This is a genomic window from Zymobacter palmae (assembly GCF_003610015.1).
GTDB lineage: Bacteria > Pseudomonadota > Gammaproteobacteria > Pseudomonadales > Halomonadaceae > Zymobacter > Zymobacter palmae.
This window is the reverse complement of the sequence record NZ_AP018933.1, coordinates 1,495,225-1,519,817: the sequence shown is the minus strand read 5'-3', so window position 1 is coordinate 1,519,817 and position 24,593 is coordinate 1,495,225. Positions and strand designations below refer to the sequence as shown.

20 protein-coding genes and 1 pseudogene are annotated in these 24,593 nt (G+C 56.1%); 14 read left to right on the top strand and 7 right to left on the bottom strand.

Annotated elements, in window-relative coordinates; genetic code table 11:
* The first annotated feature begins 927 nt into the window (after positions 1–927).
* On the top strand, positions 928–1,485 hold the full coding sequence (locus ZBT109_RS13955; protein ID WP_197714321.1) for a hypothetical protein: 558 nt from the start codon (positions 928–930) through the stop codon (positions 1,483–1,485).
* Between the two features lie 16 nt (positions 1,486–1,501).
* Here the strand turns inward: ZBT109_RS13955 and ZBT109_RS06800 are convergent, their stop codons facing one another.
* A complete protein-coding gene (locus tag ZBT109_RS06800) occupies positions 1,502–2,398 on the bottom strand; it encodes a Rossmann-like and DUF2520 domain-containing protein (protein ID WP_051524041.1) in 897 nt (298 codons plus the stop codon).
* 70 nt (positions 2,399–2,468) lie between these two features.
* Positions 2,469–3,065, bottom strand: coding sequence for a hypothetical protein (locus tag ZBT109_RS06795; RefSeq protein WP_027705746.1), 597 nt, complete (start codon positions 3,063–3,065; stop codon positions 2,469–2,471).
* Between the two features lie 244 nt (positions 3,066–3,309).
* On the opposite strand from ZBT109_RS06795, the gene ZBT109_RS06790 reads away from it, so the two are divergent.
* The 3 genes and pseudogenes from ZBT109_RS06790 to ZBT109_RS14100 all read left to right on the top strand — a co-directional run bounded on the left by ZBT109_RS06790 (position 3,310) and on the right by ZBT109_RS14100 (position 5,879).
* The gene (locus ZBT109_RS06790; RefSeq protein ID WP_027705745.1) at positions 3,310–3,903 is read left to right on the top strand and encodes a thymidine kinase; all 594 of its coding nucleotides are present in this window, start codon (positions 3,310–3,312) and stop codon (positions 3,901–3,903) included.
* Positions 3,904–4,051: 148 nt separating this feature from the next.
* Positions 4,052–4,717 carry a Bax inhibitor-1/YccA family protein gene (locus ZBT109_RS06785; RefSeq protein ID WP_232012821.1) on the top strand — a complete coding sequence of 222 codons (666 nt, stop codon included), beginning with the start codon at positions 4,052–4,054 and terminating at the stop codon, positions 4,715–4,717.
* A gap of 475 nt (positions 4,718–5,192) precedes the next feature.
* Positions 5,193–5,879, top strand: a pseudogene (locus ZBT109_RS14100) (CatB-related O-acetyltransferase).
* Positions 5,880–6,459: 580 nt separating this feature from the next.
* On the opposite strand, the gene ZBT109_RS06770 reads toward ZBT109_RS14100, so the two are convergent.
* Together ZBT109_RS06770 and ZBT109_RS06765 are read right to left on the bottom strand one after the other, a co-directional pair.
* Positions 6,460–7,398 (bottom strand): DMT family transporter, encoded by a 939-nt coding sequence (locus ZBT109_RS06770; RefSeq protein WP_051524039.1) that lies wholly within the window; start codon positions 7,396–7,398, stop codon positions 6,460–6,462.
* 268 nt (positions 7,399–7,666) lie between these two features.
* Positions 7,667–8,146, bottom strand: coding sequence for an Lrp/AsnC family transcriptional regulator (locus ZBT109_RS06765; protein ID WP_027705742.1), 480 nt, complete (start codon positions 8,144–8,146; stop codon positions 7,667–7,669).
* 206 nt (positions 8,147–8,352) lie between these two features.
* Between ZBT109_RS06765 and leuA the strand changes: the two genes are divergently transcribed.
* On the top strand, positions 8,353–10,053 hold the full coding sequence (gene leuA / locus ZBT109_RS06760) for a 2-isopropylmalate synthase (RefSeq protein WP_051524037.1): 1,701 nt from the start codon (positions 8,353–8,355) through the stop codon (positions 10,051–10,053).
* A gap of 145 nt (positions 10,054–10,198) precedes the next feature.
* Here leuA and nfo read toward each other — a convergent pair whose 3' ends face one another.
* Positions 10,199–11,050: a deoxyribonuclease IV gene (gene nfo, locus ZBT109_RS06755; RefSeq protein ID WP_027705741.1), complete on the bottom strand. Its 852-nt coding sequence runs from the start codon at positions 11,048–11,050 to the stop codon at positions 10,199–10,201.
* Positions 11,051–11,447: 397 nt separating this feature from the next.
* On the opposite strand from nfo, the gene ZBT109_RS06750 reads away from it, so the two are divergent.
* From ZBT109_RS06750 to ZBT109_RS06710, 9 genes are all read left to right on the top strand, one after another.
* A complete protein-coding gene (locus ZBT109_RS06750; RefSeq protein ID WP_027705740.1) occupies positions 11,448–13,025 on the top strand; it encodes a glucan biosynthesis protein G in 1,578 nt (525 codons plus the stop codon).
* Positions 13,018–15,516 carry a glucans biosynthesis glucosyltransferase MdoH gene (mdoH, locus tag ZBT109_RS06745; RefSeq protein WP_051524035.1) on the top strand — a complete coding sequence of 833 codons (2,499 nt, stop codon included), beginning with the start codon at positions 13,018–13,020 and terminating at the stop codon, positions 15,514–15,516. The genes ZBT109_RS06750 and mdoH overlap by 8 nt, the downstream gene beginning before the upstream one ends.
* Before the next feature lie 187 nt (positions 15,517–15,703).
* Positions 15,704–16,516, top strand: coding sequence for an ABC transporter substrate-binding protein (locus tag ZBT109_RS06740; RefSeq protein WP_051524034.1), 813 nt, complete (start codon positions 15,704–15,706; stop codon positions 16,514–16,516).
* A gap of 15 nt (positions 16,517–16,531) precedes the next feature.
* On the top strand, positions 16,532–18,040 hold the full coding sequence (locus ZBT109_RS06735) for an amino acid ABC transporter permease/ATP-binding protein (protein ID WP_027705738.1): 1,509 nt from the start codon (positions 16,532–16,534) through the stop codon (positions 18,038–18,040).
* Positions 18,041–18,053: 13 nt separating this feature from the next.
* Positions 18,054–18,779 (top strand): GntR family transcriptional regulator, encoded by a 726-nt coding sequence (locus ZBT109_RS06730; protein ID WP_051524032.1) that lies wholly within the window; start codon positions 18,054–18,056, stop codon positions 18,777–18,779.
* Positions 18,780–18,840: 61 nt separating this feature from the next.
* Positions 18,841–19,704, top strand: coding sequence for an urea carboxylase-associated family protein (locus ZBT109_RS06725; RefSeq protein ID WP_027705736.1), 864 nt, complete (start codon positions 18,841–18,843; stop codon positions 19,702–19,704).
* A 219-nt stretch (positions 19,705–19,923) separates the two neighbouring features.
* On the top strand, positions 19,924–20,679 hold the full coding sequence (locus tag ZBT109_RS06720; RefSeq protein WP_027705735.1) for a 5-oxoprolinase subunit PxpA: 756 nt from the start codon (positions 19,924–19,926) through the stop codon (positions 20,677–20,679).
* On the top strand, positions 20,676–21,380 hold the full coding sequence (locus ZBT109_RS06715) for a 5-oxoprolinase subunit B family protein (RefSeq protein ID WP_038278912.1): 705 nt from the start codon (positions 20,676–20,678) through the stop codon (positions 21,378–21,380). The genes ZBT109_RS06720 and ZBT109_RS06715 overlap by 4 nt, the downstream gene beginning before the upstream one ends.
* On the top strand, positions 21,377–22,351 hold the full coding sequence (locus tag ZBT109_RS06710) for a 5-oxoprolinase subunit C family protein (RefSeq protein WP_027705733.1): 975 nt from the start codon (positions 21,377–21,379) through the stop codon (positions 22,349–22,351). Before ZBT109_RS06715 ends, ZBT109_RS06710 begins: the two co-directional genes overlap by 4 nt.
* Before the next feature lie 121 nt (positions 22,352–22,472).
* Here the strand turns inward: ZBT109_RS06710 and ZBT109_RS06705 are convergent, their stop codons facing one another.
* Positions 22,473–23,852 carry an adenosylmethionine--8-amino-7-oxononanoate transaminase gene (locus tag ZBT109_RS06705; RefSeq protein WP_051524029.1) on the bottom strand — a complete coding sequence of 460 codons (1,380 nt, stop codon included), beginning with the start codon at positions 23,850–23,852 and terminating at the stop codon, positions 22,473–22,475.
* A 42-nt stretch (positions 23,853–23,894) separates the two neighbouring features.
* Positions 23,895–24,590: a dethiobiotin synthase gene (gene bioD / locus ZBT109_RS06700; protein ID WP_027705732.1), complete on the bottom strand. Its 696-nt coding sequence runs from the start codon at positions 24,588–24,590 to the stop codon at positions 23,895–23,897.
* Positions 24,591–24,593: the final 3 nt, after the last annotated feature.

The following is a 24,593-nucleotide window of genomic DNA, read 5'->3' as shown; positions in this document are numbered from 1 at the left end:
AGGTTGCTCCGCACAATAGGCGTGGCTACCCGATGCCGCATACGGCTTCATCACGCTCAAGGCTGTTGGGGGAGAGACAGGTTCCATGGCGGCAACGCCTACGGACGGCATCTGTCTGCTGGACCGTTCAGTTGGGGCTGTACTGCCTTTGTGTTTTCATGAGCGCTCTTGTCGGTCATCTTTTCTGGAAAAGGTCCGTCTGGGGTATATCGAACCTGTATGTATAAATGCACTAGGGGCAGAGAGAGTGCTGCACCTATTACCTGTCATGCATGAGCGGCATGGATGTAGCGATGATTTTCCCGTGCTCGTGCCATATATGAAGCCTCACGCTTTCTGATAATTTTGATTTTTCGATGTGCCTGCACAAGGATGTTCGCCGCGATTTTCACAAGCATAGAATGCAGTATCCCCCCGTAGGCAGGGGCCGCCATACCGTTCATGCGCATGCTGCGGCGTCTTTACATCGCTTTATGACTCAGGCCGTATCGTTTTATGGCTGGCGCTATTTGCATGGTATGACGGTCCTACTGTCTCTTCTAATGGCGTTATTATTGGAAGCCTTTCGCCATTGATAATAGCGTTGTTCTATTAAAGTACTATTTCTGTTATTGCATCATTTTTCCTTGAGTCTTACCTAGACTTTCTATTAAGGAAATAACGTGATGCGTGCTGTTTCAATATAAACAGCCTGTGAAAAATGGACTGAAGCGTGGCCTCTATGCCCGTGCTGAGGGAGCACAAGCACGGCATTCATGGTCTTTCTATGCAACGATTACAAAAAAATACAATGGCGCTTTTGTGAGCCGGTGGCTATTTACTGGTATGTTAATAAACACTTTCCATTCGCGATAATAAAGTCGCGGTTTATTGCGGCCGTTACAATTACACCTGAAAATAGAAAATCTGAGGCAGGGATAAGTATTGATGAACTCTCTTCATCATGGACATTCACCATCGGCTGAGTTCCCGTGGCTATTGCTCTGCCCTGGGAAGCCTGCCCAATACTTCCAGTCATGTGCGATGGCGGAACATGCTGCCAGAGCCTGCGTCGAGGAAGGGCTGGCGCTGCGTGAAAGCATCGTCATCGCGTATGCACTGGGTACTCTTGCGGGCAACAGCCAAGAGGTACGGATGGTATCGCACCGTAGCCAAGCGGTAGTCGATATGCTGGCAAAGCGCGAAGAGCAGCGGCTGGCGGGGCGCGACCCTGCGAGGGATCCTGCGCTTGAAAATGGCAGTACCGCTCATGCGGCTGGGGCCTACCTGACGGCGGCAACGGCATGGTCTGTGCCCCGCGAACTGAGGCAGATCGTAATGGCTTCTGCTGAGGAGTGGTGGCCGTGGCCGCTTGACGAATGGAAGCCTGAAGGCAGCGCTCTCGGCAACCTATGCCAAGCATTGGCGCTGCTGCTGGCGGAAACCGAGCGCCTTGAGCGCCATCGTCATACATGGCAACGCTTGGCTGCCGATATCAAGGCATAGCAGAAATGCTGTGTTTTTAAGAGGTATGTGTGTTAACCGCTGCATAGGCGTTGATCAGCGCTGCGATCTGCTGGCGCTGATCGTCTGGTGCCTGAGTTAGTAGTGGCTGGTGGCGCACCGCATAGCGACGTGCCAGTGCGGGGTCTAGCTGTTCCAGCGCCGCCAGATGGCCCTCTAGGGTCCCCACATCGCCGCGGGCAAGTGGCCCTGTCAGTGCTTGAGTAACGCCACGTTCGCGGGCGGCGCTCAATGTGTTCTGCATGAGTGGCAGTAAAGCATCCATCATATCCTTTTCGCTGCTTCCCCAGCTTTCCCATAGTCGGGCCATGTCTGTCATCAGCGCAACCAGAAGAGCACTGGCGTGGTTGGCGGCCGCGTGATAACGCATGCGAGTATTCGGCGGCAGGATATTGACGTGGCTGCCAAGGGCGTGGGCAAGCGTAGCAAGATCCTTGCTCAGCGCTTCGTGCTCGGCCTCAATCGTGATGGTGCAGTGCTGAAACGTTGTTGCGGTTCCGGCCGCCTGACTGATGCTCTGCAGTGGGTGGAAGCCGCCGATATGCGCTTGGCAGTGCTGTGCAGCCTGAAGCGCCTGCACATCCGTAGCCCCACTCAGGTGAACCACGGCGCTTCCCGCCGACCATTCGATCGTATCAGCGAGAGGGGCAATGGCATCGTCAGGCGTTGCAATAAAGATAAGCGAACAGGTCTCGGCCAGCGCCTGCGCGCGCGCTATGCGGGCATGCACGCGTTGGGCTAACGCACGCGCCTTGGGGCATGCCTCGCTGCGTCCGGCAATTGCATGGATGGGATAGCCTTGTAGTGAAAGGGACTCTGCCAGAGCGGACCCCATACGGCCAGGACCAATCACGCCTAGCGTGGAAAACTCAAGGGTGGCTGCCGTGGTGCTCATGTTTCGTCCCGTTCATCCATCCTTACCACGTTTCCAAGCTCAGCCACGGCGTGACTGATGGTCCGTGCGCTCATTTCCCGTCGCCGTTAAGCTGCCCCATCGATTGCAGGTAGGGCGAAATGTGAGGATGCTGGTCATGAGAGTGAGAGAGAGCCCATACGGCGGCACATGCGATAGCCAGTGCAACCAGCAGTCGGCCACTCCTGCGCTGTTGCCTGCGCTGATCCTTATCGAGCCGACTGTCTGGTAGATACTTCTGGCTCAGACGCCGCCAGAGCGAAGAAGGCTGATCTGACGCTGCAGAGGCTGGTTCGGTTTCCACCTGCTCGGTGTCGGCAGGCTTTGGCGGCTCCGCAATGCCCAGCAGTGAAAAGTCAATGGTGTCACGTAGCGGCTTCACGTTATCAGGAAGGTCGTGATACACAGCATAAGGGCGGAACCCTGCCATGCTGTGTTCCACGAGAAAGAAGTACCGGAATGTGCCCACGGTCGTTTCTGCTTCATAGCGGAAGCCGTAGAGCGCTACGCTGTAATCGTGATTGAGGAGCTCGACATCCTGCTTGATCAGCTCCGAGGCCTGCAGGGTATGGAACGGCACAACAACGTGATGTTTCTCGTTATCGAGGATATATTTGAGTTCCCCAGTAATATTTATGGCTGTGCGCATAAGTCGTAGGTTCGATCCGTGGTGAAAAGGCCCTGATCAACGGTGGCATCCTACCACAGTCGTGCCAAGTTGCATCGGTCATTTAACAACCTATCTTGCGGTATCTCGCGGCCTGACTCTGTCAGAGCCCCGTCAATTGTACTGTTCTCGCCTAGGCCGCATATGGTCATGATAGCAAAGGAATTGGTACCATACGGACTATAATGATCACTTGTTTATTGATTGCCGGGACACAGGTATAACGATGGCCAAGCTTTATTTCAATTACGGTGTGATGAACGCAGGCAAGTCGCTTAATCTGATCAAGGACGCTTACAACTATGAAGAGTCTGGACGTAGAGTGCTGGCGTTCAAACCGGCAATCGACACGCGCAATGATAAGATCGAATCGCGTATCGGCTTGCGCCGAGATGCCATCAACGTCGCTAATGACGATGATATCTATGCCTTGTTTGAGACTGAAAATCGGCGGTTGCGGGCTGAAGAAGGTCTGCATTTTTCGGCCGTATTCGTAGATGAATGCCATTTTCTGACGGCACAGCATATCGTCCAGCTGTCGGATATCGTGGATAGGTTGAGCGTGCCCGTGCTGTGCTATGGGTTGCGGACGGATGCGTTTGGTCAGCTGTTCGAAGGCAGTGCTCGTTTGTTCGCGCTGGCCGACGAAATCAACGAGATCAAGGGGATGTGCCGATATTCGGAGTCCAAGGCGACGTTCGTAATGCGGCTCGACGAGCAGGGACGGCCGATTCGGCAAGGGCAGCAGATCTGCATTGGTGGCAACGATCACTATGTGTCGTGTTCGCGCAAAGAGTACAAGAAGCGTATGACGCTTTAGTAGGCATCAGGGCGCCATGAAGGAAAAATCCTTCATGCGTCTAGCGGAGCATATCGTGATGAGCATGATATGATCGCCCATAATGACCATGGGGTGCTTGATAAGAAAAGACACCATGGAATTTCACTTGAAAGCAGGAGATATCATCGTGGATCGTAATCCTTTCCCCACTGTTGATCAGACGCAGGTTGTGACAGCGTCAGAAGGCCGACGTGTTCTGCGCAACACGTACAGTCTGCTGGCCATCACGCTGCTGTTTTCGGCTGCCATGGCGTGGCTATCGTTCGCGCTGGGTACGCGCTACATTTCCCCGATTATTTTCATCGTCGGCGCCTACGGTCTGATGTTCTTGGTGCACGCCACCGCGCGCACAGGTTTCGGCTTGGTCGCCATCCTTGCCTTTACCGGTTTTATGGGCTACTCGCTGGGTCCAGTGCTGAATATGTTCATGTATGCACGGGGTGGCTCCAGCATCGTGCTGCTGGCGCTGAGCATGACTGGCGTTTCATTCCTAGGACTGTCGCTGGTTGGTATCTTTACGCGCCGCGATCTTGGCTTCCTCGGTAATTTCATCACGGTCGGTGTTTTCGTGCTGCTGGCAGGCATGATCATCAACCTCTTCGTGCACGCCTCGGCACTGTCGATGGTGATGTGCTGTGGTTTCATCCTGTTGTCGTCTGCCGTCATCCTGTTCCGTACCCAGCAGATCGTGCGTGGTGGTGAAACCAACTACATTCTGGCGACGATTGACCTCTATGTGAGTATCTACAACATTTTTGTCAGTCTGCTGCAGATTCTCAATAATCGTGACTGATTGATTTTAAAGGCTTTGTTGGCGTCCTGCATACTCCAACGATAGCCCTGAAAGTGTTCATTTGCGTCATGTTGGGCACAGTGTGGTCACACTCTGGTCACACTGTGTTCGCATCCAACAGGATGCTCCCAAGCCGAAACTCGAAAGCGCCTTGGCACAAAAAAGCCCTGACAGAGCGGCGCGGTCATTCTGGCTTGGTCGGTTATTTTTGTTATTGGTTCCCCACGCCTTCTAGCTGTTCGATGAACGACTGTGCGATAGCGGCAAAGTCGGCATCATCGCCAGTGCTTCGAAGCGCAGCCTTCCCCTCCAGTCGAGTCGCCCGGTTAGATGTATTCTTCTGTTGAAAATATAAAAACAATTTGTTGCTATAATGTGTAAAATTGTTTTTGGCATTGGAATGATTTGGATATAGAAGCTAAATTTGCATATGTTAATCGTGCTTGTATATCTTGTTCATTATAAGGAAGTTAAAATGAAAGGCCCTTCCAAAGATGCAATACATCCTTTGCCATATTTTCCCGAAATAATATTTCTCAAAAATATAGCAGATAATCCCAATGTTATTGTTGGTGATTATACTTATTGCAACGATCCTAAATGACCAAGTGGTTATTTTGAACGGCATGTATTTCATTATTACCCCTTTGTTGGTGATAAGTTAATAATAGGAAAGTTTTGTTCTATAGCACGTGATGTGAAATTTTTAATGAATGGTGGAAACCATGATTTGCATAGTTTGAGTACCTATCCCTTTCAAATGTTTGAGAACGGATGGGACTCTTTGCGTGAGGTTTTAAACGGCGTCTCCTTGAAAATACCCGTGCATCTGCCTTTGAAAGGAGATACTAAAATAGGTAATGATGTATGGCTTGGACTATCTGCAACAATTCTCCCTGGCGTATCTATTGGGGATGGTTCTATTGTGGGTGCTCAAGCAGTGGTAACACATGATGTTCCTCCCTACACCATTGTTGCTGGCAATCCTGCAAAAGTAATAAGAAGAAGGTTTGATGACAAAACGATCAGCAAGTTAGAAAAAATTGCTTGGTGGAATTGGTCTATTAAAAATATAAACGAAGTGATGAAATATATTGTACGAGGGGATGTAAATAATTTATGGAGATATGCAGTTGATAATAAACTTGCTATTGTTAGTTGAGTTTTTTGGATTTAAATTAAATCGCCAACTGGCGGTTTAATTTAAATCTGGAGTAAGCAAACAGCAGAGCACGCAATCACAGTATGTATTTGTACATGCCATCGCAGGAAGACTAGACGGCGCTAGTCAGCGATGCCCTAAACAATCGGTCAGTTGCTGGCAATGGCCGCATCGTCGACGTTAGCAGTAGCAGAACGACGGTATAAAAAACATCCGATAAGAGGTGATAAAAAAGAAATTATCTCCACCGCTACTCCGGACAGAAGGGTAAGAGCGATGCATGCGATAGTCGTTGTATGCCATCCTCTTTTGTTTGCACTCTGCGTAAGTGATAGAAGCGCATCTTTAAAACCAGAGGTCGAGCCTAACGCAGAAAAACATAGGCACTCATTTAGAGAGTGTTTCAAATAGAGAGTGTTTCAAAATCCTTTGAAAAAACAAGGTTGCCCAAAAGTCTCACCGCATGGCTGCTTTACTACTTCCTAGCTTAGTGCTGTGTTTGTTGGTGGGGCAGCCTTATCCCTGCCGCAGAGCATACAGGCAGGTGCCTGTCCGTATGCTCTGGTGATTCACGCGTGCGTTATCGTCGGGCAAGCCGAAAGGGGTTAAGTGCGATCAAGGCACCAAGGATCAGTACCAGTACGCCGATGCACTGTAGCAAGGCAAGGGTTTCACCCAACAGCGCAATTGAGAAGAACGCGCCACACGCCGGTACCAGCAACATCATCAGCGTCGCGCTAGAGGCCTTGACGTGGCGCAGGCCATAGAAATAGAACATGGAAGCCAGCGCGGTTGGGCCAATGATCAGAAAAAACACGTTGAACCATACAGTAGGGGAAATGCTTCCCCAGGCAACCGTGCTCCACTGAGGGGCGGCGAGAAGTATCAAGCCCAGTGCGCCTCCAGACGTGGCGCAGGCCGTTGCCTGAAGTGCCCCAATCGAGCCCTTTGCCAGCAATGTCTTGGACAGGATGCTGTACGTTGCCCAGCAGCCTGCAGCGAGCAGAAACAGCATGTCGCCCCATAAGCGGCCATTCGAGACGCTGGCGTTGCCGGCACCGTACAAAAAAATAGCGGCACCGATCAGTCCGATTAGCAATCCTGCGAGACGTGAGGGCGCCGCCGTTTCTCTGCCAAAGCCGATCATCAGCCCACTGGTCAGCAGAGGGCTAAGCACGGGAATGATAATGCTGCCGTCCAGAGACGGTGCCAGTGTCAGTGCCCAGAAGAAAAATACGTTGTAGCCGAACACGCCGATCAGGCCAGCCAGTGCGGCAGACAGCATGGCACGGTAGCTGATGACTCGAGTGCGATCCCGGAACAAAACCGCCATCAGTGCCAGCACGATTCCTCCGCCTGCAAACCTCAGTGCGGCAGCAACGGTGGCGGGCATTTCGCCGACCACAATCTTGGAACTGGCAAAGGCACTGCCGAACATGATCATAGTGCCGAGCAGACTGAGATAGGCCAATCGTGTCTCTGTGGGGCTGCTCACAGGCAGAGAGGAGCGGTCGGGCATGGGTCAGTGTGTCCTTGTTATGGATTGTTGTTTATGGCGTGTCGTGGTCGTTGTTGCTGAAGGACGGCGTTCGGTACGCAAGAAAGAAGCGCTCGCGATCATGAGGTCTGGTGTCGCCGAAAGATGACTGTCGCACAGGGGGATAGGGTGTGTCTTGGACAATCGTGCCGAAGCGGCATGAAAAGTGATGAACGGCAGGGTGAAAACGAGAAAAAGGGCCTTTAGAAGGCCCTTTTTTGGCAGGTCATCGACGTATGATCGATAGGCATTAGAGCGGCAGCGGCTGCTCCAGTACGCGGCGCAGCACGAAACTTGAGTGGGCGCTGGTCACGCCGGGAATACTGTTGATATGGTTGAGCAGTAGGTCCTGATACTCGTCCATGTCGTGCACAATGACGCGCAGCTGGTAGTCGGCTTCTTGTCCTGTAATCAGCAGGCACTCAATGATGTTGGGAATGTCTCGAATGGCCTTTTCAAAGGTCGAAAAACGCTCAGAGTTGTGCTGGTCCATTGAGATCAGTAGCAGCGCCATCAGGTTAAGGCCAAGGCGCTTGGCATCCAGCATGGCGCGGTAGCCTGTGATCAGCTCGCTTTCCTCAAGGGCGCGCACGCGGCGCAGGCACGGGGAGGGGGACAGGCCGATGCGATCGGCGAGCTCTTGGTTGCTGATGCGGCCTTCGCGTTGCAGCAGCTCCAGAATGTGGCGGTCGTAACGGTCTAGGCGGTATCCGTTTTCTGAAGAAGGCATGAGTGTGTCTCTTTTGGCATTTGGTTGAAATATTATGCCAAATTATAGCCTGCGCAATGCAATTTTAGCAATGAATAGGGCTGGATCAAGCAATGGTGTTGGGGCTACAATGGCATGAGTTCGATATGCCGTATGTAGCCACACCATAGGGATGCAGTGGCAGCGGCCACTTATTCAATTTATTTTCCTCAAGGGATCAAACACTCATGTCTGACGCTCATGTGGTGAAGAACACTATCTTTGGCGATGCGGCGCAAGGTTCTTTCGACCATCGCAAATACAGCGCTCCCGCACCAGTCCCAGCGTTCAATCGCACCTGGCCTGACAATCGCATCACGCGTGCGCCCATCTGGGTCAGTGAAGATCTGCGCGATGGCAACCAGGCCCTGCTTGAGCCCATGAGTGTCGAACAGAAGCAACGACTGTGGCATCTGATCCTGAAAATCGGCATCAAGGAAGTGATGGTTGGCTTCCCGTCCGCCAGTCAGCCCGACTATGACTTCGTGCGTTGGTTGATCGACGAAAACCAGATTCCGGAAGATGTGACAATTGCCGTGCTGGTGCAGGCGCGCGAGCACCTCATCGCACGCACCTTTGAAGCATTGAAGGGTGTGCATCGTGCCATCATCCATATCTATAGCTCGACGTCGACTATCCAGCGTGAACGCGTATTTGAGAAGACCCGTGATGACATCAAAGCACTGGCCTGTCAGGGTGTGACCTGGGTATGTGATTACGCTGCGCGCTACCCTGAAACCGACTGGCGCATCGAATACTCACCGGAAAGTTTCTCGGAAACCGAACCAGAGTACGCGGTGGAGGTGTGCGAAGCCGTGATGGCGATCGTTAAGCCGACGCGTGAAAAACCGATCATCTTCAACTTGCCGAATACGGTCGAAGTGGCTTCTCCAAATCACTATGCCGATCAGATTGAGTATTTCTGCCAGAACATCAGTAATCGCGATGCTGTTGTGGTGTCTGTGCATACGCACAATGACCGGGGCGGTGCTGTAGCGGCTGCCGAGCTGGCGCTGCTGGCCGGAGCGGATCGCGTTGAAGGTACGCTGCTGGGTAACGGCGAACGTACCGGTAACATGGATATCGTGACGCTGGGGATGAACCTGTACAGCCAAGGGATTGACCCTCAGCTGGATCTTTCCAACCCGGAAGAGATCATCCGTACCGTGAGTGAGTGCACCAAGCTGATCGTGCATCCTCGTCATCCGTGGGTCGGTGAATTGGTATATACCGCATTCTCAGGCAGCCATCAGGATGCTATTCGCAAGTCGCTGCGCAATCAGCGCCCGGAAGAAACGTGGCAGGTCGCTTATCTGCCTATCGACCCGCGTGACATTGGCCGCAATTACGAAACGGTGATCCGCGTCAACAGCCAGTCCGGTAAGGCAGGGATGGCATTCCTGCTCGAACGTGACCACGGCATCAGTCTGCCGCGCTGGATGATGCTGGAGTTGGCACCGATCGTACAGAAAGCCAGTGAGAAGACCACCGGTGAACTGTCGAGCGATGATATCCGTGCGCTGCTGTTCAAGGAATTTTCGCCAGAACAACCCTACACGCTGGAGCACTATCGTTTCGATCGCGAAGGCAGCACATTGTCCACGCGCATTCGTGAAGGCGACAAGGTGCATGTGCTGGAAGGGCAAGGCAATGGCGTGATCTCGGCTTTTGTCGACGCATGGCATCACTATGACAGCCGTCCGCTGAGCGTCACCAACTACAGCGAGCATGCCATGGGCAGCGGCAGCGATGCCAAGGCGATCGCCTTTGTTCAGCTGAACGTCGATGGTGTATCCGTGACCGGTGTGGCGGAAGACTACGATACTGGCGCTGCTTCGCTGCGCGCCATTCTGGCCGCCTTCGACCGCGCTGCACGTCAGGCGAGCTGAGATAAAGGCAGTACGGTGACGGGTATTCGTCAGCCGTAGCTACATAAAAGGTCGGTACCGAGCAATTAATCGGTGCCGACCTTTTTTACACTTAATCAGTTGTTACTGCCCCCTTTCTGAGTGCTGGAGCGATAAGCGCTGCTAATCAGTCTGATACCTGTCCGCGCAGCCAGCGAATTTCTTCGGCCCAGCGATCCGGCTCGGTCGTTTCCAGAATCAGTGGAATGTCGTCCAGCCGAGCGTCCTGCATTAGGGCGGTGAAGCAGGGCAGGCCGATCAATCCTTCTCCCAGTGGCGCGTGCCGATCGACGTGGCTGCCACAGGCTGTCTTACTGTCGTTCAGATGCATCCCTTGCAGGTAGCGCAGGCCGACCGTCTCATCTAGGGCATGCAGCATTGCTGCTGTGCCCGCGGCAGTGCTCAAATCATAGCCCGCGGCAAAGGCATGGCAGGTATCGACGCACACACCGATACGCGACGTATCTTCAACCTGCGCGATGATGGCCGCTAACTGTTCGAAGCGGTGACCCATATTGCTGCCTTGGCCTGCGGTGTTTTCCAAGACCACACTGACGTTTTGCGTTTGTTCCAGCGCATGATTGATGCTGTCGGCGATGTGAGTGATACAGGCGGCTTCACTGATCTGGCGTAGGTGGCTGCCCGGATGAAGGTTGAGTCGTGTTAGACCCAGCTGTTCACAGCGCTGCATTTCATCCAGAAAAGCCGCATACGATTTTTCACGCCCTTCCGTTTCGGGGTGGCCTAGATTGATAAGGTAACTAGCATGCGGAAGGATGTGTCGCGCAGCAAAACCGTGCTGTGTACAGGCGGTTTTGAATGCGGCGATGACGGCAGCGTCCAGTGGTTTGGATTCCCAGCGACGCTGGTTGCGCGTGAACAGCGCGAAGGCATTGGCCCCAATGGCAAGGGCATTGTCGACGGCATGGTGTACGCCGCCTGCGGCGCTGACATGAGCGCCAACATGTTTTCTGCACATTAGAAGGTCTCACCGGTCATTAATGATAATTTAGATGAAAAATGAAGAGGGTATGAAGGATATAGCGCCAAGATGCTTGGTATTGCTCTAACATTGTGGGAGGAATGAAGAGAAGAATGCTATATCTGAAAGATCGAGGGGTATCCCTTTCAGAAAACATGCGCTTATTGTAAGCCAGTCGTTACAAAAAATCTCGAATAGCTTCCGGATTATCGGATTGCCTTTAGCGAGAGAAGTCATGCTAAATGGGCGATAAGTCGCGCCTTGTGCGCCCGAGTAGGCAAGATCGCGTCAGACTGACCTTTCGCTTACTTGTGTGATCGATAAAGAGAGCGTCTCATCGTGATGTGGCCTCAAAATAGGGGCGCATTGAATGAAACAGGTAAAGGAGTCTTGTGTGCCTGATCGTAATTTTTCGAAGCACCATGCCCGCCGGTGGATACGAATACTGTCGGCGCTGTCGTGCAGCATCGCCGGCATGGCGGTTTTGCAGGCCAACGCCTTCGATTTCAATGATGTTTCAAGCCAGGCTCAGTCGCTGGCGCAGGAGCGTTACGATGCGCCAGCGCATAGCCTCTCATCTTCGCTGAGCGCGTTGGACTATACGCACTACAGGGACATCCACTTCAAGAATGAATATGCGCTATGGCACGGGCAGGGCCTGCCATTTGAGCTGGGGTTCTATCCTGAAGGGATGGTCTATGACACGCCGGTCGAAGTGAATGAAGTCACAGGCGACCAGGTGCATGCGCTGACCTATGCGCCCGAGCAGTTCGACTGGAGCGCCAATGCATCGCTCAAGCCTGAAGAGCTAGCGTCGCTGGGTTACGCTGGGTTCGAGGTACGCTATGGGCTGGGCGATGGGCAGCGCCATCCTGTGATGGCGTTCCTCGGCGCCAGCTATTTCCGCGCTATCGGTGAGAACCAGCACTTTGGTGTGACGGGGCGCAGCGTTGCCATCGATACGGGGTTGTCGTCGGGCGAGCAGATGCCACAGTTTAAGCGCTTCTGGGTCGTCAAACCGTCGCCGGGTGATCGCTACCTCATCATTTATGCGCTGTTGGACTCTCCGAGTGTGACCGGAGCCTATCGCTTCGTGCTGCGTCCGGGTGAGGATTCCATCGTGGATGTCCAGTCTCGCCTGTTCATGCGTGACAAGGTCAACAAGCTGGGCATCGCACCGCTGGCCAGCATGTTCTATTACGGCAGTGCGCAGCCGAGCAATCGTGACAATTTCCGGCCGGCCATGCATACCTCTGATGGACTGCTGGTGCGTGATGATAAGGATGACTGGACATGGCAGCCACTGCTTAACCCGCGTCGTCTGAACATCAACGATTACGAAATGCCGCGTCTGGCCGGTTTTGGGCTGATGCAGCGCGATCATGACTTCAGTCACTATCAGGATGTGGATGAGCGCTACGACCAGCGTCCCAGCGTGTGGGTTGAACCTACCCAGAACTGGGGGGCTGGCAAAGTTCAGCTGATCCAGATCCCATCGCCCGATGAAACCAACGACAACGTCGTTGCGTTCTGGCAGCCGCAGACGCTGCCGAGCAAGGGGCAGTCGTACGATTTCAACTACCGCATGACATTCACCAGCAACGAGCCGCGCCTGTACAGCAATCAGCTGGCTTGGGTCGACAGTACTCGTCGCAGCGAAGGTGAAGTGAAGCAGGGCGATACCAGTCGCAAGAATGACGGTACCGTGGCCTACATCGTCGATTTCCGTGGCGACAACCTGAAATCGCTGAGCGCTCAGAGTGTCGTGACCGCAGATGTCCTGCCTAGCGATAACGTTGAGGTCGTGAGCGCTGATGTTGCCCGTCAGCCTGTGATTGATGGCTACCGTTTGACGCTGAAACTGCGCGTCAAGGATGCCAGTAAGTCGCAGGACGTGCGCGCCTTCATCAAGGATGGCACTGGCCATCGTCTTTCTGAAACCTGGCGACTGCTGAAGACTTCCGATGCCTGATAAACACTATACGCCGTCGAGTGCCTATCTCGACCAGCTGGCGTCGTTGACCGCCGAGCCGTCTGCTCAGGCGGAATTCGAGATGCTGTCGAAGGATGATGCCCTTTCTCTTAGCCAAGCGCATGCCAAGATCGGTCATGCGCCCGAGAATTCCACTGATCCGGCGCAGCCGTCCGTTGCGCGTCGCCTCGAGCTGGCTGATCAGCACGATGTGCCTGATGAGCTGCTGGAAGAGGATCATGCTCAGCGGCTTCGGCTGCGCAGCGTGCCACGCTGGACGCGCACTCCGATAGCGCCGCGCCCGTGGTGGAAAAAGCGCGGGCCGTTGGAACGCCTATGGCGCACGCTGTGTCCTTGGGGGCGCAAGGAGCGCGCCGAGCAAGACGCAGCAGACAGCGAACAGCCGCCGTTGCATCATCACCGCTGGCAGCGCGTGGGACTGATGCGCCGCGTCGTACTGCTGTTCTTGGTGGTCGTGCAGAGCCTGATGGCGGTGGCCTATATGACCACCGTGCTACCTAACAAAGGCGGCACGCTGCTGGAAGTGGCCGTGCTAATTCTGTTCGGTCTGCTGTTCATCTGGGTGTCGTCAGGGTTCTGGACGGCGCTAATGGGCTTCCTGCAGCTGGTGATTGGGCGTGATCGCTACAGTATCTCCGCCTCGACCGCCGAGGACACGCCGATTGCCGATGATGCGCGCACCGCACTGGTGATGCCAATCTGCAACGAAGATGTCAATCGCGTCTTCGCCGGTCTCAAGGCTACTTACCTGTCGCTCAAGGAAAGCGGGCGCTTGGATTTGTTCGACATCTATATCTGCAGTGATTCCTTTGATCCTGATACCTGCGTGCAGGAAAATCAGGCATGGATGAACCTGTGCCGTGAAGTCGAAGGTTTTGGCCGTATTTTCTATCGCCGCCGCCGCCGCCGCGTGAAACGCAAGAGCGGTAACATCGATGACTGGTGTCGCCGTTTCGGTAACCAGTACCGCTATATGCTGATTCTGGATGCCGACAGTGTGATGACGGGCAGCTGCCTGACCCGTCTGGTGCAGCTGATGGAAGCCAACCCTGACGCGGGTCTCATCCAGAGTGCACCGGTATCCGCTGGGGGCACCAACCTGTATGCACGTCTGCAGCAGTTTGCTACGCGCGTCTACGGTCCGCTGTTTACCGCAGGGCTGCATTTCTGGCAGCTGGGTGAATCCCACTACTGGGGGCACAATGCCATCATCCGCGTTGCGCCGTTTATGAAGCACTGCATTCTGGCACCACTGCCGGGCAAGGGGTCGCTTTCTGGCCCGATACTGTCGCACGACTTCGTTGAAGCTGCGCTGATGCGCCGTGCCGGCTACGGGGTGTGGATTGCCTATGACTTGCCTGGGTCGTATGAAGAGATGCCGCCCAACCTGGTCGATGAGCTGCAGCGTGATCGCCGCTGGTGCCACGGTAACCTAATGAACTTCCGCCTATTTTGGGTGAAGGGCATGCACCCAGTGCATCGTGCGGTGTTCCTGACGGGCGTAATGTCCTATCTGTCAGCACCGCTCTGGTTCCTGTTCTTGGTACTGTCAACCGCGCTGATGGCGACCAACCTATTTACCGACCCCGTCTATTTTTCCAAGCCGGGGCAGTTGATAGCAGAATGGCGCCTCAATTGGTATCCGTGGCGCGCTGTGGCGCTGTTCAGTGCCACACTGACGCTGCTGTTCCTGCCGAAGATCATGAGCCTGATTTGGCTGTGTTCTCGCGGGGCCAAGGAATACGGTGGCTCGCTGCGCCTGATTTTGAGCGTAGTGCTGGAGTCGCTGGTGTCGATGCTGCTGGCCCCAGTGCGGATGCTGTTCCACACCCGCTTCGTGATCAGCATTCTGTTCGGGCTGAAGGCCAAGTGGACGTCGCCGGACCGCGAGAGCTCCGAGACTTCTTGGGGGGAAGCGATCCGTCGTCACGGTGTTCAGACGCTCGTAGGCTGTGCGTGGATCGCCCTGGTGTTGTGGATGGACCCGCGCTTCCTGCTGTGGTTCTCTCCGATCGTCGGCGCGTTGGTAGTGTCGATCCCAGTATCGGTACTGACCAGCAAAGTCAGTCTGGGGATGGCACTGCGCCGCTGGGGTATTCTGAGGATTCCGGAAGAAACTCATCCGGGGCCAGAGCTGCTTAATACGTGGAAATTCACGCGTGAAGCACGCGCACAGCGCAACGTGCCCAATTTCGTGCACGCTGTTGTCGATCCGCTGGTCAACTCGGTCAACTGCGCGCTGGGTACCGCTCGCCATACCACGTCCGAGGCGATCGAGATTCGCCGTCAGGGGCTGGTGCGCAAGGCGCTGGTCAGCGGTCCGCACCGTTTGGGTGCGGCAGACCGCTTGGCACTGCTTGATGACCCCATCATGCTGTCGCGACTGCACTATAGCGTGTGGGAAGACGGTGATCGCTATCCGGCTTGGCGTGCGGTCTACTTGAACATGCAAGCACGACAGCTTTCCTGACCCGACGCATTTCGCTGAATGAAAACGCCTTGAAGTTCTTCACTTCAGGGCGTTTTTTTATGCCTGCTTCTCTTTCCATCACGATCTTTCATACAGCAATCCTGAGTGAATTAGTTTCCGTCTCATAAACATGGCATGCGCACTGCATAGACATTGTTGAACAATCTTTATGCTTGGAGGAGTGCTCATGAAACGCACCGCTATGCTTACCGGCCTGCTCATTCTGGCAGCGACTCAGTCTCAGGCGGCGCTTGTCTCCGAAGGCGAGCTGACCATTGGTTCCGACCTGACTTATCCGCCTTACAACTACCTCAAGGATAACGAACCGGCCGGGTTCGACGTCGAGGTGATGGCGCTGATCGCGCAGCAGATGTCGCTAACGCCGCGCATCAAGGACACGCGCTTTGCCAGCCTGATCATGGGGCTGAAAAGCCACAAGTTCGATGTCGTGGCATCGACGCTGTATGTCACGCCGGAGCGTGCCCAGCAGGTGGCGTTCATTCCTTATATGAAGACCGGTGGGGCACTAATGGTGAAGGCAGGCAGTACCGATGCCCCTCAGCATCCTGAAGACCTGTGCGGCAAGCGGGTCGGGTCGATCAAAGGCGGAGCTTGGATTCCGAAGCTGCGCGCGTTGTCGGAGAGTTATTGCGCGCCACACCAGTTGGGCGCCATTGATGTGAAGGAATTCCCTTCGTCACCGGAAGTAACTCAGGCGCTCTTTTCTGGAGCCATCGACGTCGAGTATGAAAATGCGGCCGTCGCCAAGGCCACCGTCGACAAGACGGGTCAGCGGATGAAGATCACGTCGACGTCGCTGCTGTATCCGGTTGTAGTCGGTCTGGCTGTCAACAAAAACGACACTGCGCTGCACGAACAGCTCGAAACCGCGCTGAGCAGGGTCTCGACGACGCCTGAATACGCCGCGCTGCTTGATAAGTATAACGTGCAGGTACCGGCAAAGACCGATTTCCAGCGGGCGTTGGACGGCACGCTTTAACGGGAGGGCGACGCTATGCAGTTCGATTGGCCCTATCTGTTCAGCTTGCTGACGTTTGCCGACTTCTGGAAAGCCAGTCTGGTCGTGGTGCAGCTGAGCCTACTAACGTGGTGCAGTGGCGTGGTACTAGGAATGGGTATCGCGTTTGCCCGCCGGTCGCGTTCGCGGGTACTGAGAAAGGCGGCGGCGCTGTACATCTGGTTGTTCCGCAGTTTGCCGCTGTTGGTGCTGCTGATCTTCATCTTCAACCTACCGCAAATGTTTCCTGCGTTGCAGGGCGTACTGGGCAACCCGTTCGTGGCCAGTGCCATTGCGCTGATCCTGAGTGAAACGGCCTATATCGCCGAGATTCACCGCGGTGGACTGATGGCCGTGCAGAAAGGGCAGTTTGAGGCGGGCAAGGCTCTGGGGCTGAGCCGTGGGCGTATCAATGCTTACATCATTGTGCCGCAGGCGCTGCGCATTTCATTGCCGACGCTGGTCAACGAGTTCATCACGATCGTCAAGATGACGTCGCTGGTATCGGTGATCTCACTGGCGGAAATCCTGATGGTGGGCGAGCGGCTCTATACCGACAATTTCAAGGTTATGGAGACGTTGCTGGCCGTGGCGTTCTACTACGTGCTGATTGTGACGGTGTTCGAGCGACTCTTTGCGTGGTTGGAAGTGCGGCTGGATATTCAGCGCCGCACCCCAGATGCCATTGATGCTGAAGCACTGCGCACCACGCTGCCGCCGGCATCTGCACCATCGCGACGCAGCGTTCAGCCATCGGCCAAGCCCATTCTGGAAGTGAACGGCATGACCAAGGCGTTCGACGGCAAATGCGTACTCGACGGCATCCATCTGGCGGTTCATCCCGGTGAAGTCATTTCGATCATTGGGCCGTCCGGCTCTGGTAAGACCACGCTCATCCGCATGATCAATGGGCTGGAACAGATGGACAAAGGGGAAGTGTTTCTGTCAGGGCGCTCCTTCATCCACGCGGGGCAACCCGACTATGCGCTGCCGTGGCGCACTCAGATCACCAAAATCGGCATGGTGTTTCAGGGCTTCAACCTGTTTCCCCATAAAAGCGTCATCGACAATCTGATGCTGGCGCCGCGGCTGCACTTCAACGAAGACCCGCGCACTCTGCGTCAGCACTGTCTCGCAATGCTGGACAAAGTGGGCATGCTCGAACACGCCTACAAATACCCGCACCAACTGTCCGGTGGTCAGCAGCAGCGCGTGGCTATTGCGCGCACGCTGGTCATGAAGCCCAGCATCATTCTGTTCGACGAACCGACATCGGCGCTGGACCCCGAGCGCGTGGCAGAGGTACTGGACGTCATTGCGCGTTTGGCGCAGGAGGGCATCACGATGCTGATTGTGACGCATGAAATGAAGTTCGCGTTCTCTGTCTCGGATCGAGTGGTGTTCATGGAAAACGGCCATATCGCCGTCGATGCACCGCCCGCAGAAATTCGTCAGATGACGGGGTCGCGTATCCACGCGTTTGTCAACGATATTGCCATGAGCTAAGGAGCGGCCAAGCATGCCCACTTCACTATCCTCCGCGGCAGCACTGCAAACGGCGGTACTCGACAAAGACGAACTGGCATCGCTGCCGGCCTTTCAGCGTACGGCCATTGAACTGCGGGATCGCATTATCAGCGGCCGCTTGCAGGCCGGCCAGCCACTTGCCGAGCAGGAGCTGGCATCGGAATGGGGCATATCACGCAATACCGTGCGAGAGGCGCTGCGCTTTCTGCACGGTGAAGGGCTCGTGGAATACCGTCATAACCACGGTGTTAGCGTGCGCTGCTTGAGTCGCCAGGACGTGCGCGATATCTACCGGACACGGCGCTATATCGAGCTGATGGCTGTACAGCTGCCGGAGACGATTACCCATTACCACCTCGACAGGCTGCGCCAGCCGCTTGACCTATCGGCACAGGCTGCTGCCAGCGATGACTGGCAGGCGGTCGGCACCTATAGCCTGCGCTTTCACCAGTGCTTGGTGCACATGCTAGGCAGCGCACGGTTGGATGCTTTCTTTACGGTACTGGTGGCGCAGCAGCGTCTGCTGTTCGCATCGGGTCAGTATGAATCCGCCTTCCAGCAGCCTTGGCTTGAGCGGGACCGACGGCTCTGGCAGCTGCTGAGTGAACAGCGCCTCGCCGAGGTGGCTCAGATGCTGATGACGTACCTCGAAGAATCTGAGCGTCAGATCATGGACACCTTCGCTGCTCCGCGGGAGCGGCTTTTCCAAGCCCTGTGAGATTTTCAAACACTGTCAGCACAGAACACGTACTGTCTGTACAGAAGAGGAGTATGACCTTATGTCTTCTTACGCTTTTTATCCGGCAGCCTATCAGAGCACTAAAGGTTCTGCCCTTGATGTCGATTGCGATTTCTATCAGGCACTGGCAGACGGCTCAAGGACGCTGGTGAGCGAGCACCGCGTGCCGATTCGCACGGGATTTGCATGGGAAGTGCCGGCGGGCCATCTGTTCCGCATCACGACGCCGGAAGGTCCACAGGTCGGCGATCTGAACATTTGGAACCGTCATGATCCGCGCGAACGGATGTGGGTATCGCGTACGCGTCAGCTGCAGCGAGCGCACCTGTCGACTTTCGATCGCTTGTGGTCGACGTTGCCGTTCATGCGTCCGTTGGCAACTATTACGGCGGATACGCTGGCGGACTATGGTGTGGATGAACACGGTGGGCGTGTGCACGATCTAATGGGAACCCGTTGCGATCCGTACGTCAATAAGCTGCTGACAGGCGAGGATTTCGATTTCCACTGCCACTCCAACCTGACACGTGCCGTGCAGCCTTACGGGCTGACTGAATTCGATGTTCATGACGTGATGAACGTCTTCCAGTGCACGGGGCTCAATGCCGAAGACCGCTATTTCATGAAGGCCTGTCCCGCACGTAAGGGTGACTATCTTGAGTTCTTCGCTGAAATCGACCTGTTGTGTGCCATTTCGACGTGCCCGGGGGGCGATCTCTCACTCGCTATGTGGGGCGATGATGCCGAAGACACACTGAAGGTGTGCCGACCGCTTGGTATTGAGATCTATAAGCCTGACGATGCACTGCTGGCGCAATGGCAGTCGCCGGTGTCGCCGGACTATAAGGGCAATCATGGTATGCGATTGGCCGAGGTCGACTGGGCTGCCGAAGGCTCGAAATAACGGGCGGCTGCAGGACACTGTCAAAAGGGCGCACTGGCGTAGTATAAACGTAAGCAGAATGCGCGATTTATGGGCGAGGGGAACACTCCTCGCCTTGTCGGTCTATGAATGAGGTGCTGAGACCCGCCGAGCGTGCGGCATGACCTGCGACGCTATTATGCTCATGCACCCCATCGCCTTTCTCTACGGACGGGCGGATAACAACAATAGGAGGGGTTAATGGCAACATCGCTATTGCTAAATTGCGATATGGGCGAACAGTTCGGCGCTTGGCCCTGTGGTCAGGATGAGGCGTTGATCGCACTGGTCGATCAGGCGAATCTGGCCTGTGGTTTTCATGCGGGTGATTTCTCGACCATGGCGGCCGGTGTGGCACGCGCCAAGGCGCACGGTGTGATGATCGGGGCGCACCCGGGCTATCCCGATCTGCAAGGCTTTGGGCGTCGCGCGATGGCGTTTACGCCGCGTGAAGTGACAGAACTGATGCTGTACCAGATCGGTGCTCTAGATGCCTTTTGCCGCGCGCAAGGTACCGAGGTGGCCTACGTCAAACCGCACGGTGCGTTGTACAACGCGATTGCAGATGATGATGCCTTGCTGGATGCCGCACTGACGGCCTGTGCCCGTTATCGGTCAGGCCTAGCGCTGATGACACTGGCTCGCGCCGATCATGATGCTGACGCTGTACGGCAGCGTGCCGAGATTGCGGGTGTTCCGGTGCTGTTCGAAGCGTTTGCTGATCGTCGCTATTTGCCCAATGGACGACTGACGTCGCGCCAGCGCCCTGATGCGGTACTGCACGATGTGAATACCATGATTGCTCAGGCCACTGCCATTGCGGCAGGCGAGCCGTTCGCGACGGCTGATGGCGGCATGTTGCGCTTGCGTGCGGATAGCCTGTGCGTGCATGGCGATACCCCGGAGGCGTTGGCGGCTTTAACCGCGCTGCGCTGTGCCTTACAGGAGCCGGTATGAGCTTTGTGATCGAATCGGCAGGCGTCGATGCGCTGCATGTCGAGTTTACGGCAGCCCCCTCGGCGGCGCTGACTGCCCAGCTGTGCCAGATGGCGGCTCAGCTCGAACAGCAGTTTAAGGCGATTCTGCTAGATATCACCATTGGCTGGGATAGCCTGCTGATCCAATATGACATGCAGCGTGTTGGCTACAGCGAACTGTACGATCGCCTGATGCAGTGGTGCACGCAGTGGCTAGAGCAAGCGACCGGCGTTGAGCCATCCGCCGTGAACGATAGCGGCGTGCTGGCGTTGCCCGTGCTTTACGATGGTGAAGATCTCCAGGATGTTGCACGGCACTGTGGACTGGCATCGGTTGCCGATGTGATCGCACTGCATTCCAGCAGCGCCTTCTATGTCGGAGCGATCGGTTTTGCGCCGGGATTTGCCTATCTCGGCGGTCTTGATGAGCGCTTGACGTTGCCACGCCGTTCATCGCCGCGCGCGCGAGTGCCGGCCGGCAGCGTTGCTATTGCGGCTGGGCAGAGTGCGCTGTATCCGCAGGCCTCGCCCGGTGGCTGGCACCTGCTAGGGCGTTGCCCACTGACGCTGTTTGATCCCGTCGCTCAGCCTATGTCGCCATTTCATGTCGGACGACAGGTGCGCTGCTATCCGGTTGATGACGCTGAATTTCAAGCGTTGCAAGGGAGGTCAGCGGTATGACGTTATCCCCCATCTTTGAGGTTGTCGCGCCAGGGATGCTGACCACGTTGCAGGATCAGGGGCGCTGGGGGCATCAGCATCTCGGCATTTCTCCCTGCGGGCCGATGGATACGCACGCCGCGGCGTGGAGCAACCGCTTGCTAGAAAACCCCGGTGATGCGCCAGTGCTCGAAATCGCACAGGGTGGGCTGCACCTGAAGGCCAGCACTGCACTGTGGGTAGCGGTGACGGGGGCCGAGGTTGCGCTATCGGTACTGGCAGAAGACGGTCAGTGTGTGCGCCAGCCTGCGGTGTGGTCGCGGTTTCCATTGCTGCCGGGTGAGCAGTTGGTCATCGGGCCGGCACGGCATGGGGTGTGGAGCTATCTGGCGGTTGCGGGAGGCTTTGCTGGGCAGAACGTGATTGGCAGCGTGGCCACACAGACCCGTGAAGGGCTGGGCGGGCTGGACGGTAAAGGGCATGCCATTGCGCGGGGTGATCAGCTGTATCGCCGGGCTTTTGGCCCCTCATTTATGCGCGGCGCCCAGACGCCTGCCGCCTATCGCACCGAGTGGGACGTGCCCGTGCTTCGTGTGCGCTTCACTCCCGCCCACGATTACCGCCGCTTCAATGCTGACGATGTACAGCGCTTTATTGAGGCGGAATGGCAGCTGTCGACGCTGTGCAGTCGCATGGGCTATCGGCTAGAAGGTGAACAACCGCTACAGGCACCGCCAACGCGCCGATGGTCGCTGGGCGTGCTGCCCGGTGCGATCCAGATCGTGCCGGAAGGTTATCCTATCGTGCTGATGGCGGACGGCCAGACCATGGGCGGCTATCCGTTGCTGGGCTGGGTGCATCCGCTTGACCGTGCACGCCTGGCTCAGCGCCGACCGCATCAAAAAGTGCGCTTCGAGCTCTGCACCGTGCAGGATATCCAACAGGATGCTGCTCGTGCGGCAAGGTTCTTTAGTGGTGCCGTGTTGCGCTAGCCGCTCAGTCTTCTTTGCGCCGACCGCATTGTGTGTGACGCATGGCATGCCGATGCGACAACAGAAGGGCCGCTACAACTACTGTGGCGGCCCTGCTGTTGTAATGAATGACTCTCTGGTTTTAGGAGGCTGTGGCGGCTTCCAGCGCCAGTGCAGTGACTTCGGCAAGGTGATCAATTTCGTCATCGCTGATGATATAAGGGGGCATCCAGTACAGCACATTACCCAACGGGCGCAGCAGTACGCCGTGCGCTAGCGCTACTTCGTAGGCGCGCATGCCCCGGCGCTCCTCGAACGGGAAAGGGGTCAGCGAGGCTTTGTCCTTGACCATTTCGATGGCCACGATCATGCCCGTCTGACGCACGTCTCCTACATGAGGGTGAGTACGGAACGTCTCGGCAGCGGCGGCCATGCGCTGTGCTCGGTGACGATTACCTGCAATGACATCGTCTTCTTCCAAAATGTCGAGCGTGGCCAATGCGGTGGCGCAGGCCAGTGCATTGCCCGTGTAGCTGTGCGAATGCAAGAAAGCCTTCATTGTGGTGTAGTCATCATAGAAGGCGTCGTATATCTGATCGGTGGTGAGCACCACGGACAGGGGCAGATAGCCGCCCGTCAATGCCTTGGATAGGCACAGATAGTCGGGGCGGATACCGGCCTGTTCACAGGCAAACAACGTGCCCGTGCGCCCGAACCCCACCGCGATCTCATCAACGATCAGCTGTACTCCGTGGTGGTCGCACAGCGCGCGCAGTCGGGTTAAATAGCTGGGTGGATACATGCGCATCCCGCCGGCACACTGCACTAGCGGTTCCAGAATGACCGCGGCCAGTTCGTGCGCGTGCTGCGCCACGGCTTGTTCCATATGCACGAACATGCGCGCCGCGTGCTCGTCCCACTGTTCACGCGGCAGACCGAAGCAATCCGGTGAAGGCACTTTCAGCACGTCAAACAGTAGCGACTCATACGGAGCGGCGTACAGTCCTAGATCGCTGACCGACAGCGCGCCGACCGTCTCACCGTGATAGCCGTTGGTGATGGTCAGGAAACGGCGCTTTTCGGGACGCCCGATATTGCGCCAGTAGTGCAGGCTCATCTTCAGCGCGATTTCGATGGCGGCAGAACCATTGTCACCGTAGAAGCAATGGCCCAGTCCTTCCGGCGTAATGCGCCCCAGACGTTCAGAAAGTTGGATGACCGGCTCATGTGTGAAGCCGGACAGAATCACATGTTCGAGCTTGTTCATCTGCGTGCGAAGCTTGGCGTTGATACGCGGATTGGCGTGACCAAGGATGTTGACCCACCACGAGCTGATGGCATCTAGGTAGTGTTGACCCGCCATGTCTTCCAGCCATACGCCTTCACCGCGCCGCACAGGAATGAGTGGATAGTGCTCGTGATCCTTCATCTGGGTACACGGGTGCCAGAGTGCGTTCAGGTCGCGCTGCATCCACGTGCGATTGAGGGGGGCATGCGGGTCGTTCAGTCGTGGCTCAGACATGAGGTTTCCTATGGCGTATGGCGATGGACGGAAAGCGGTAGTTTAGGCACCCAGCAGCGGTGTCAGGTCGAGGTGCTGCGCGATGGCCTCGGGCTGCGGGTTATCCATAAACGGCACGATGCCCAGGCAGGGCGCTTCCAGTCGGCGATGCAAAATATCGAGGTACTGGTCGAGACAGTGCTCGGAGGGCGGCGGTGTCACGCTATTGGCAACCCAGCCGGCAATTGGCAGACCCGAGCGCTTGAGCGCTTCGTAGGTCAGAAAGGCGTGGTTTAATGCGCCCAGCTTGATGCCGACGACCAGTATCAGCGGCAGATCCAGAGCGATAGCAACATCGGACAAGTCTTCATGATCGTTGATGGGGACGTACCAGCCACCTGCACCTTCCACTAGCGTGAACTGACGGCGCAGCGCCAGGATCTCCCGTATGGGGGGTAGCATGCGCTCGACGCTGAGTGTGGCACCGGCTTCCGCTGCGGCAATGTGCGGCGATGTGGGGGCATCGAACAGCACGGGATTGATCTCTTCGAGTGTCAGCGAGGGGTGGCATTGTTGATGCAGGGCAACGGCATCTTCATTGCGCGGTCCTTCGGCAGTCATTTCGGTGCCACAGGCCACAGGCTTGCTGGCGGCCGTCGTCAGTCCCTGTTGGTGGGCTTTGTAGAGCAGGGCACAGCTGACGGCCGTCTTACCGACTTCCGTATCGGTGCCGGTAACGAAAAAGGCGAAAGAAGACATCGT

Excerpts from the sequence above, each read along its gene's own strand:
- ZBT109_RS13955 (WP_197714321.1), top strand. The coding sequence starts at position 928 with ATGAACTCTCTTCATCATGGACATTCACCATCGGCTGAGTTCCCGTGG.
- ZBT109_RS06800 (WP_051524041.1), bottom strand. The coding sequence starts at position 2,398 with ATGAGCACCACGGCAGCCACCCTTGAGTTTTCCACGCTAGGCGTGATT.
- ZBT109_RS06795 (WP_027705746.1), bottom strand. The coding sequence starts at position 3,065 with ATGCGCACAGCCATAAATATTACTGGGGAACTCAAATATATCCTCGAT.
- ZBT109_RS06790 (WP_027705745.1), top strand. The coding sequence starts at position 3,310 with ATGGCCAAGCTTTATTTCAATTACGGTGTGATGAACGCAGGCAAGTCG.
- ZBT109_RS06770 (WP_051524039.1), bottom strand. The coding sequence starts at position 7,398 with ATGCCCGACCGCTCCTCTCTGCCTGTGAGCAGCCCCACAGAGACACGA.
- ZBT109_RS06765 (WP_027705742.1), bottom strand. The coding sequence starts at position 8,146 with ATGCCTTCTTCAGAAAACGGATACCGCCTAGACCGTTACGACCGCCAC.
- leuA (WP_051524037.1), top strand. The coding sequence starts at position 8,353 with ATGTCTGACGCTCATGTGGTGAAGAACACTATCTTTGGCGATGCGGCG.
- nfo (WP_027705741.1), bottom strand. The coding sequence starts at position 11,050 with ATGTGCAGAAAACATGTTGGCGCTCATGTCAGCGCCGCAGGCGGCGTA.
- mdoH (WP_051524035.1), top strand. The coding sequence starts at position 13,018 with ATGCCTGATAAACACTATACGCCGTCGAGTGCCTATCTCGACCAGCTG.
- ZBT109_RS06740 (WP_051524034.1), top strand. The coding sequence starts at position 15,704 with ATGAAACGCACCGCTATGCTTACCGGCCTGCTCATTCTGGCAGCGACT.
- ZBT109_RS06735 (WP_027705738.1), top strand. The coding sequence starts at position 16,532 with ATGCAGTTCGATTGGCCCTATCTGTTCAGCTTGCTGACGTTTGCCGAC.
- ZBT109_RS06730 (WP_051524032.1), top strand. The coding sequence starts at position 18,054 with ATGCCCACTTCACTATCCTCCGCGGCAGCACTGCAAACGGCGGTACTC.
- ZBT109_RS06725 (WP_027705736.1), top strand. The coding sequence starts at position 18,841 with ATGTCTTCTTACGCTTTTTATCCGGCAGCCTATCAGAGCACTAAAGGT.
- ZBT109_RS06720 (WP_027705735.1), top strand. The coding sequence starts at position 19,924 with ATGGCAACATCGCTATTGCTAAATTGCGATATGGGCGAACAGTTCGGC.
- ZBT109_RS06715 (WP_038278912.1), top strand. The coding sequence starts at position 20,676 with ATGAGCTTTGTGATCGAATCGGCAGGCGTCGATGCGCTGCATGTCGAG.
- ZBT109_RS06710 (WP_027705733.1), top strand. The coding sequence starts at position 21,377 with ATGACGTTATCCCCCATCTTTGAGGTTGTCGCGCCAGGGATGCTGACC.
- ZBT109_RS06705 (WP_051524029.1), bottom strand. The coding sequence starts at position 23,852 with ATGTCTGAGCCACGACTGAACGACCCGCATGCCCCCCTCAATCGCACG.
- bioD (WP_027705732.1), bottom strand. The coding sequence starts at position 24,590 with ATGTCTTCTTTCGCCTTTTTCGTTACCGGCACCGATACGGAAGTCGGT.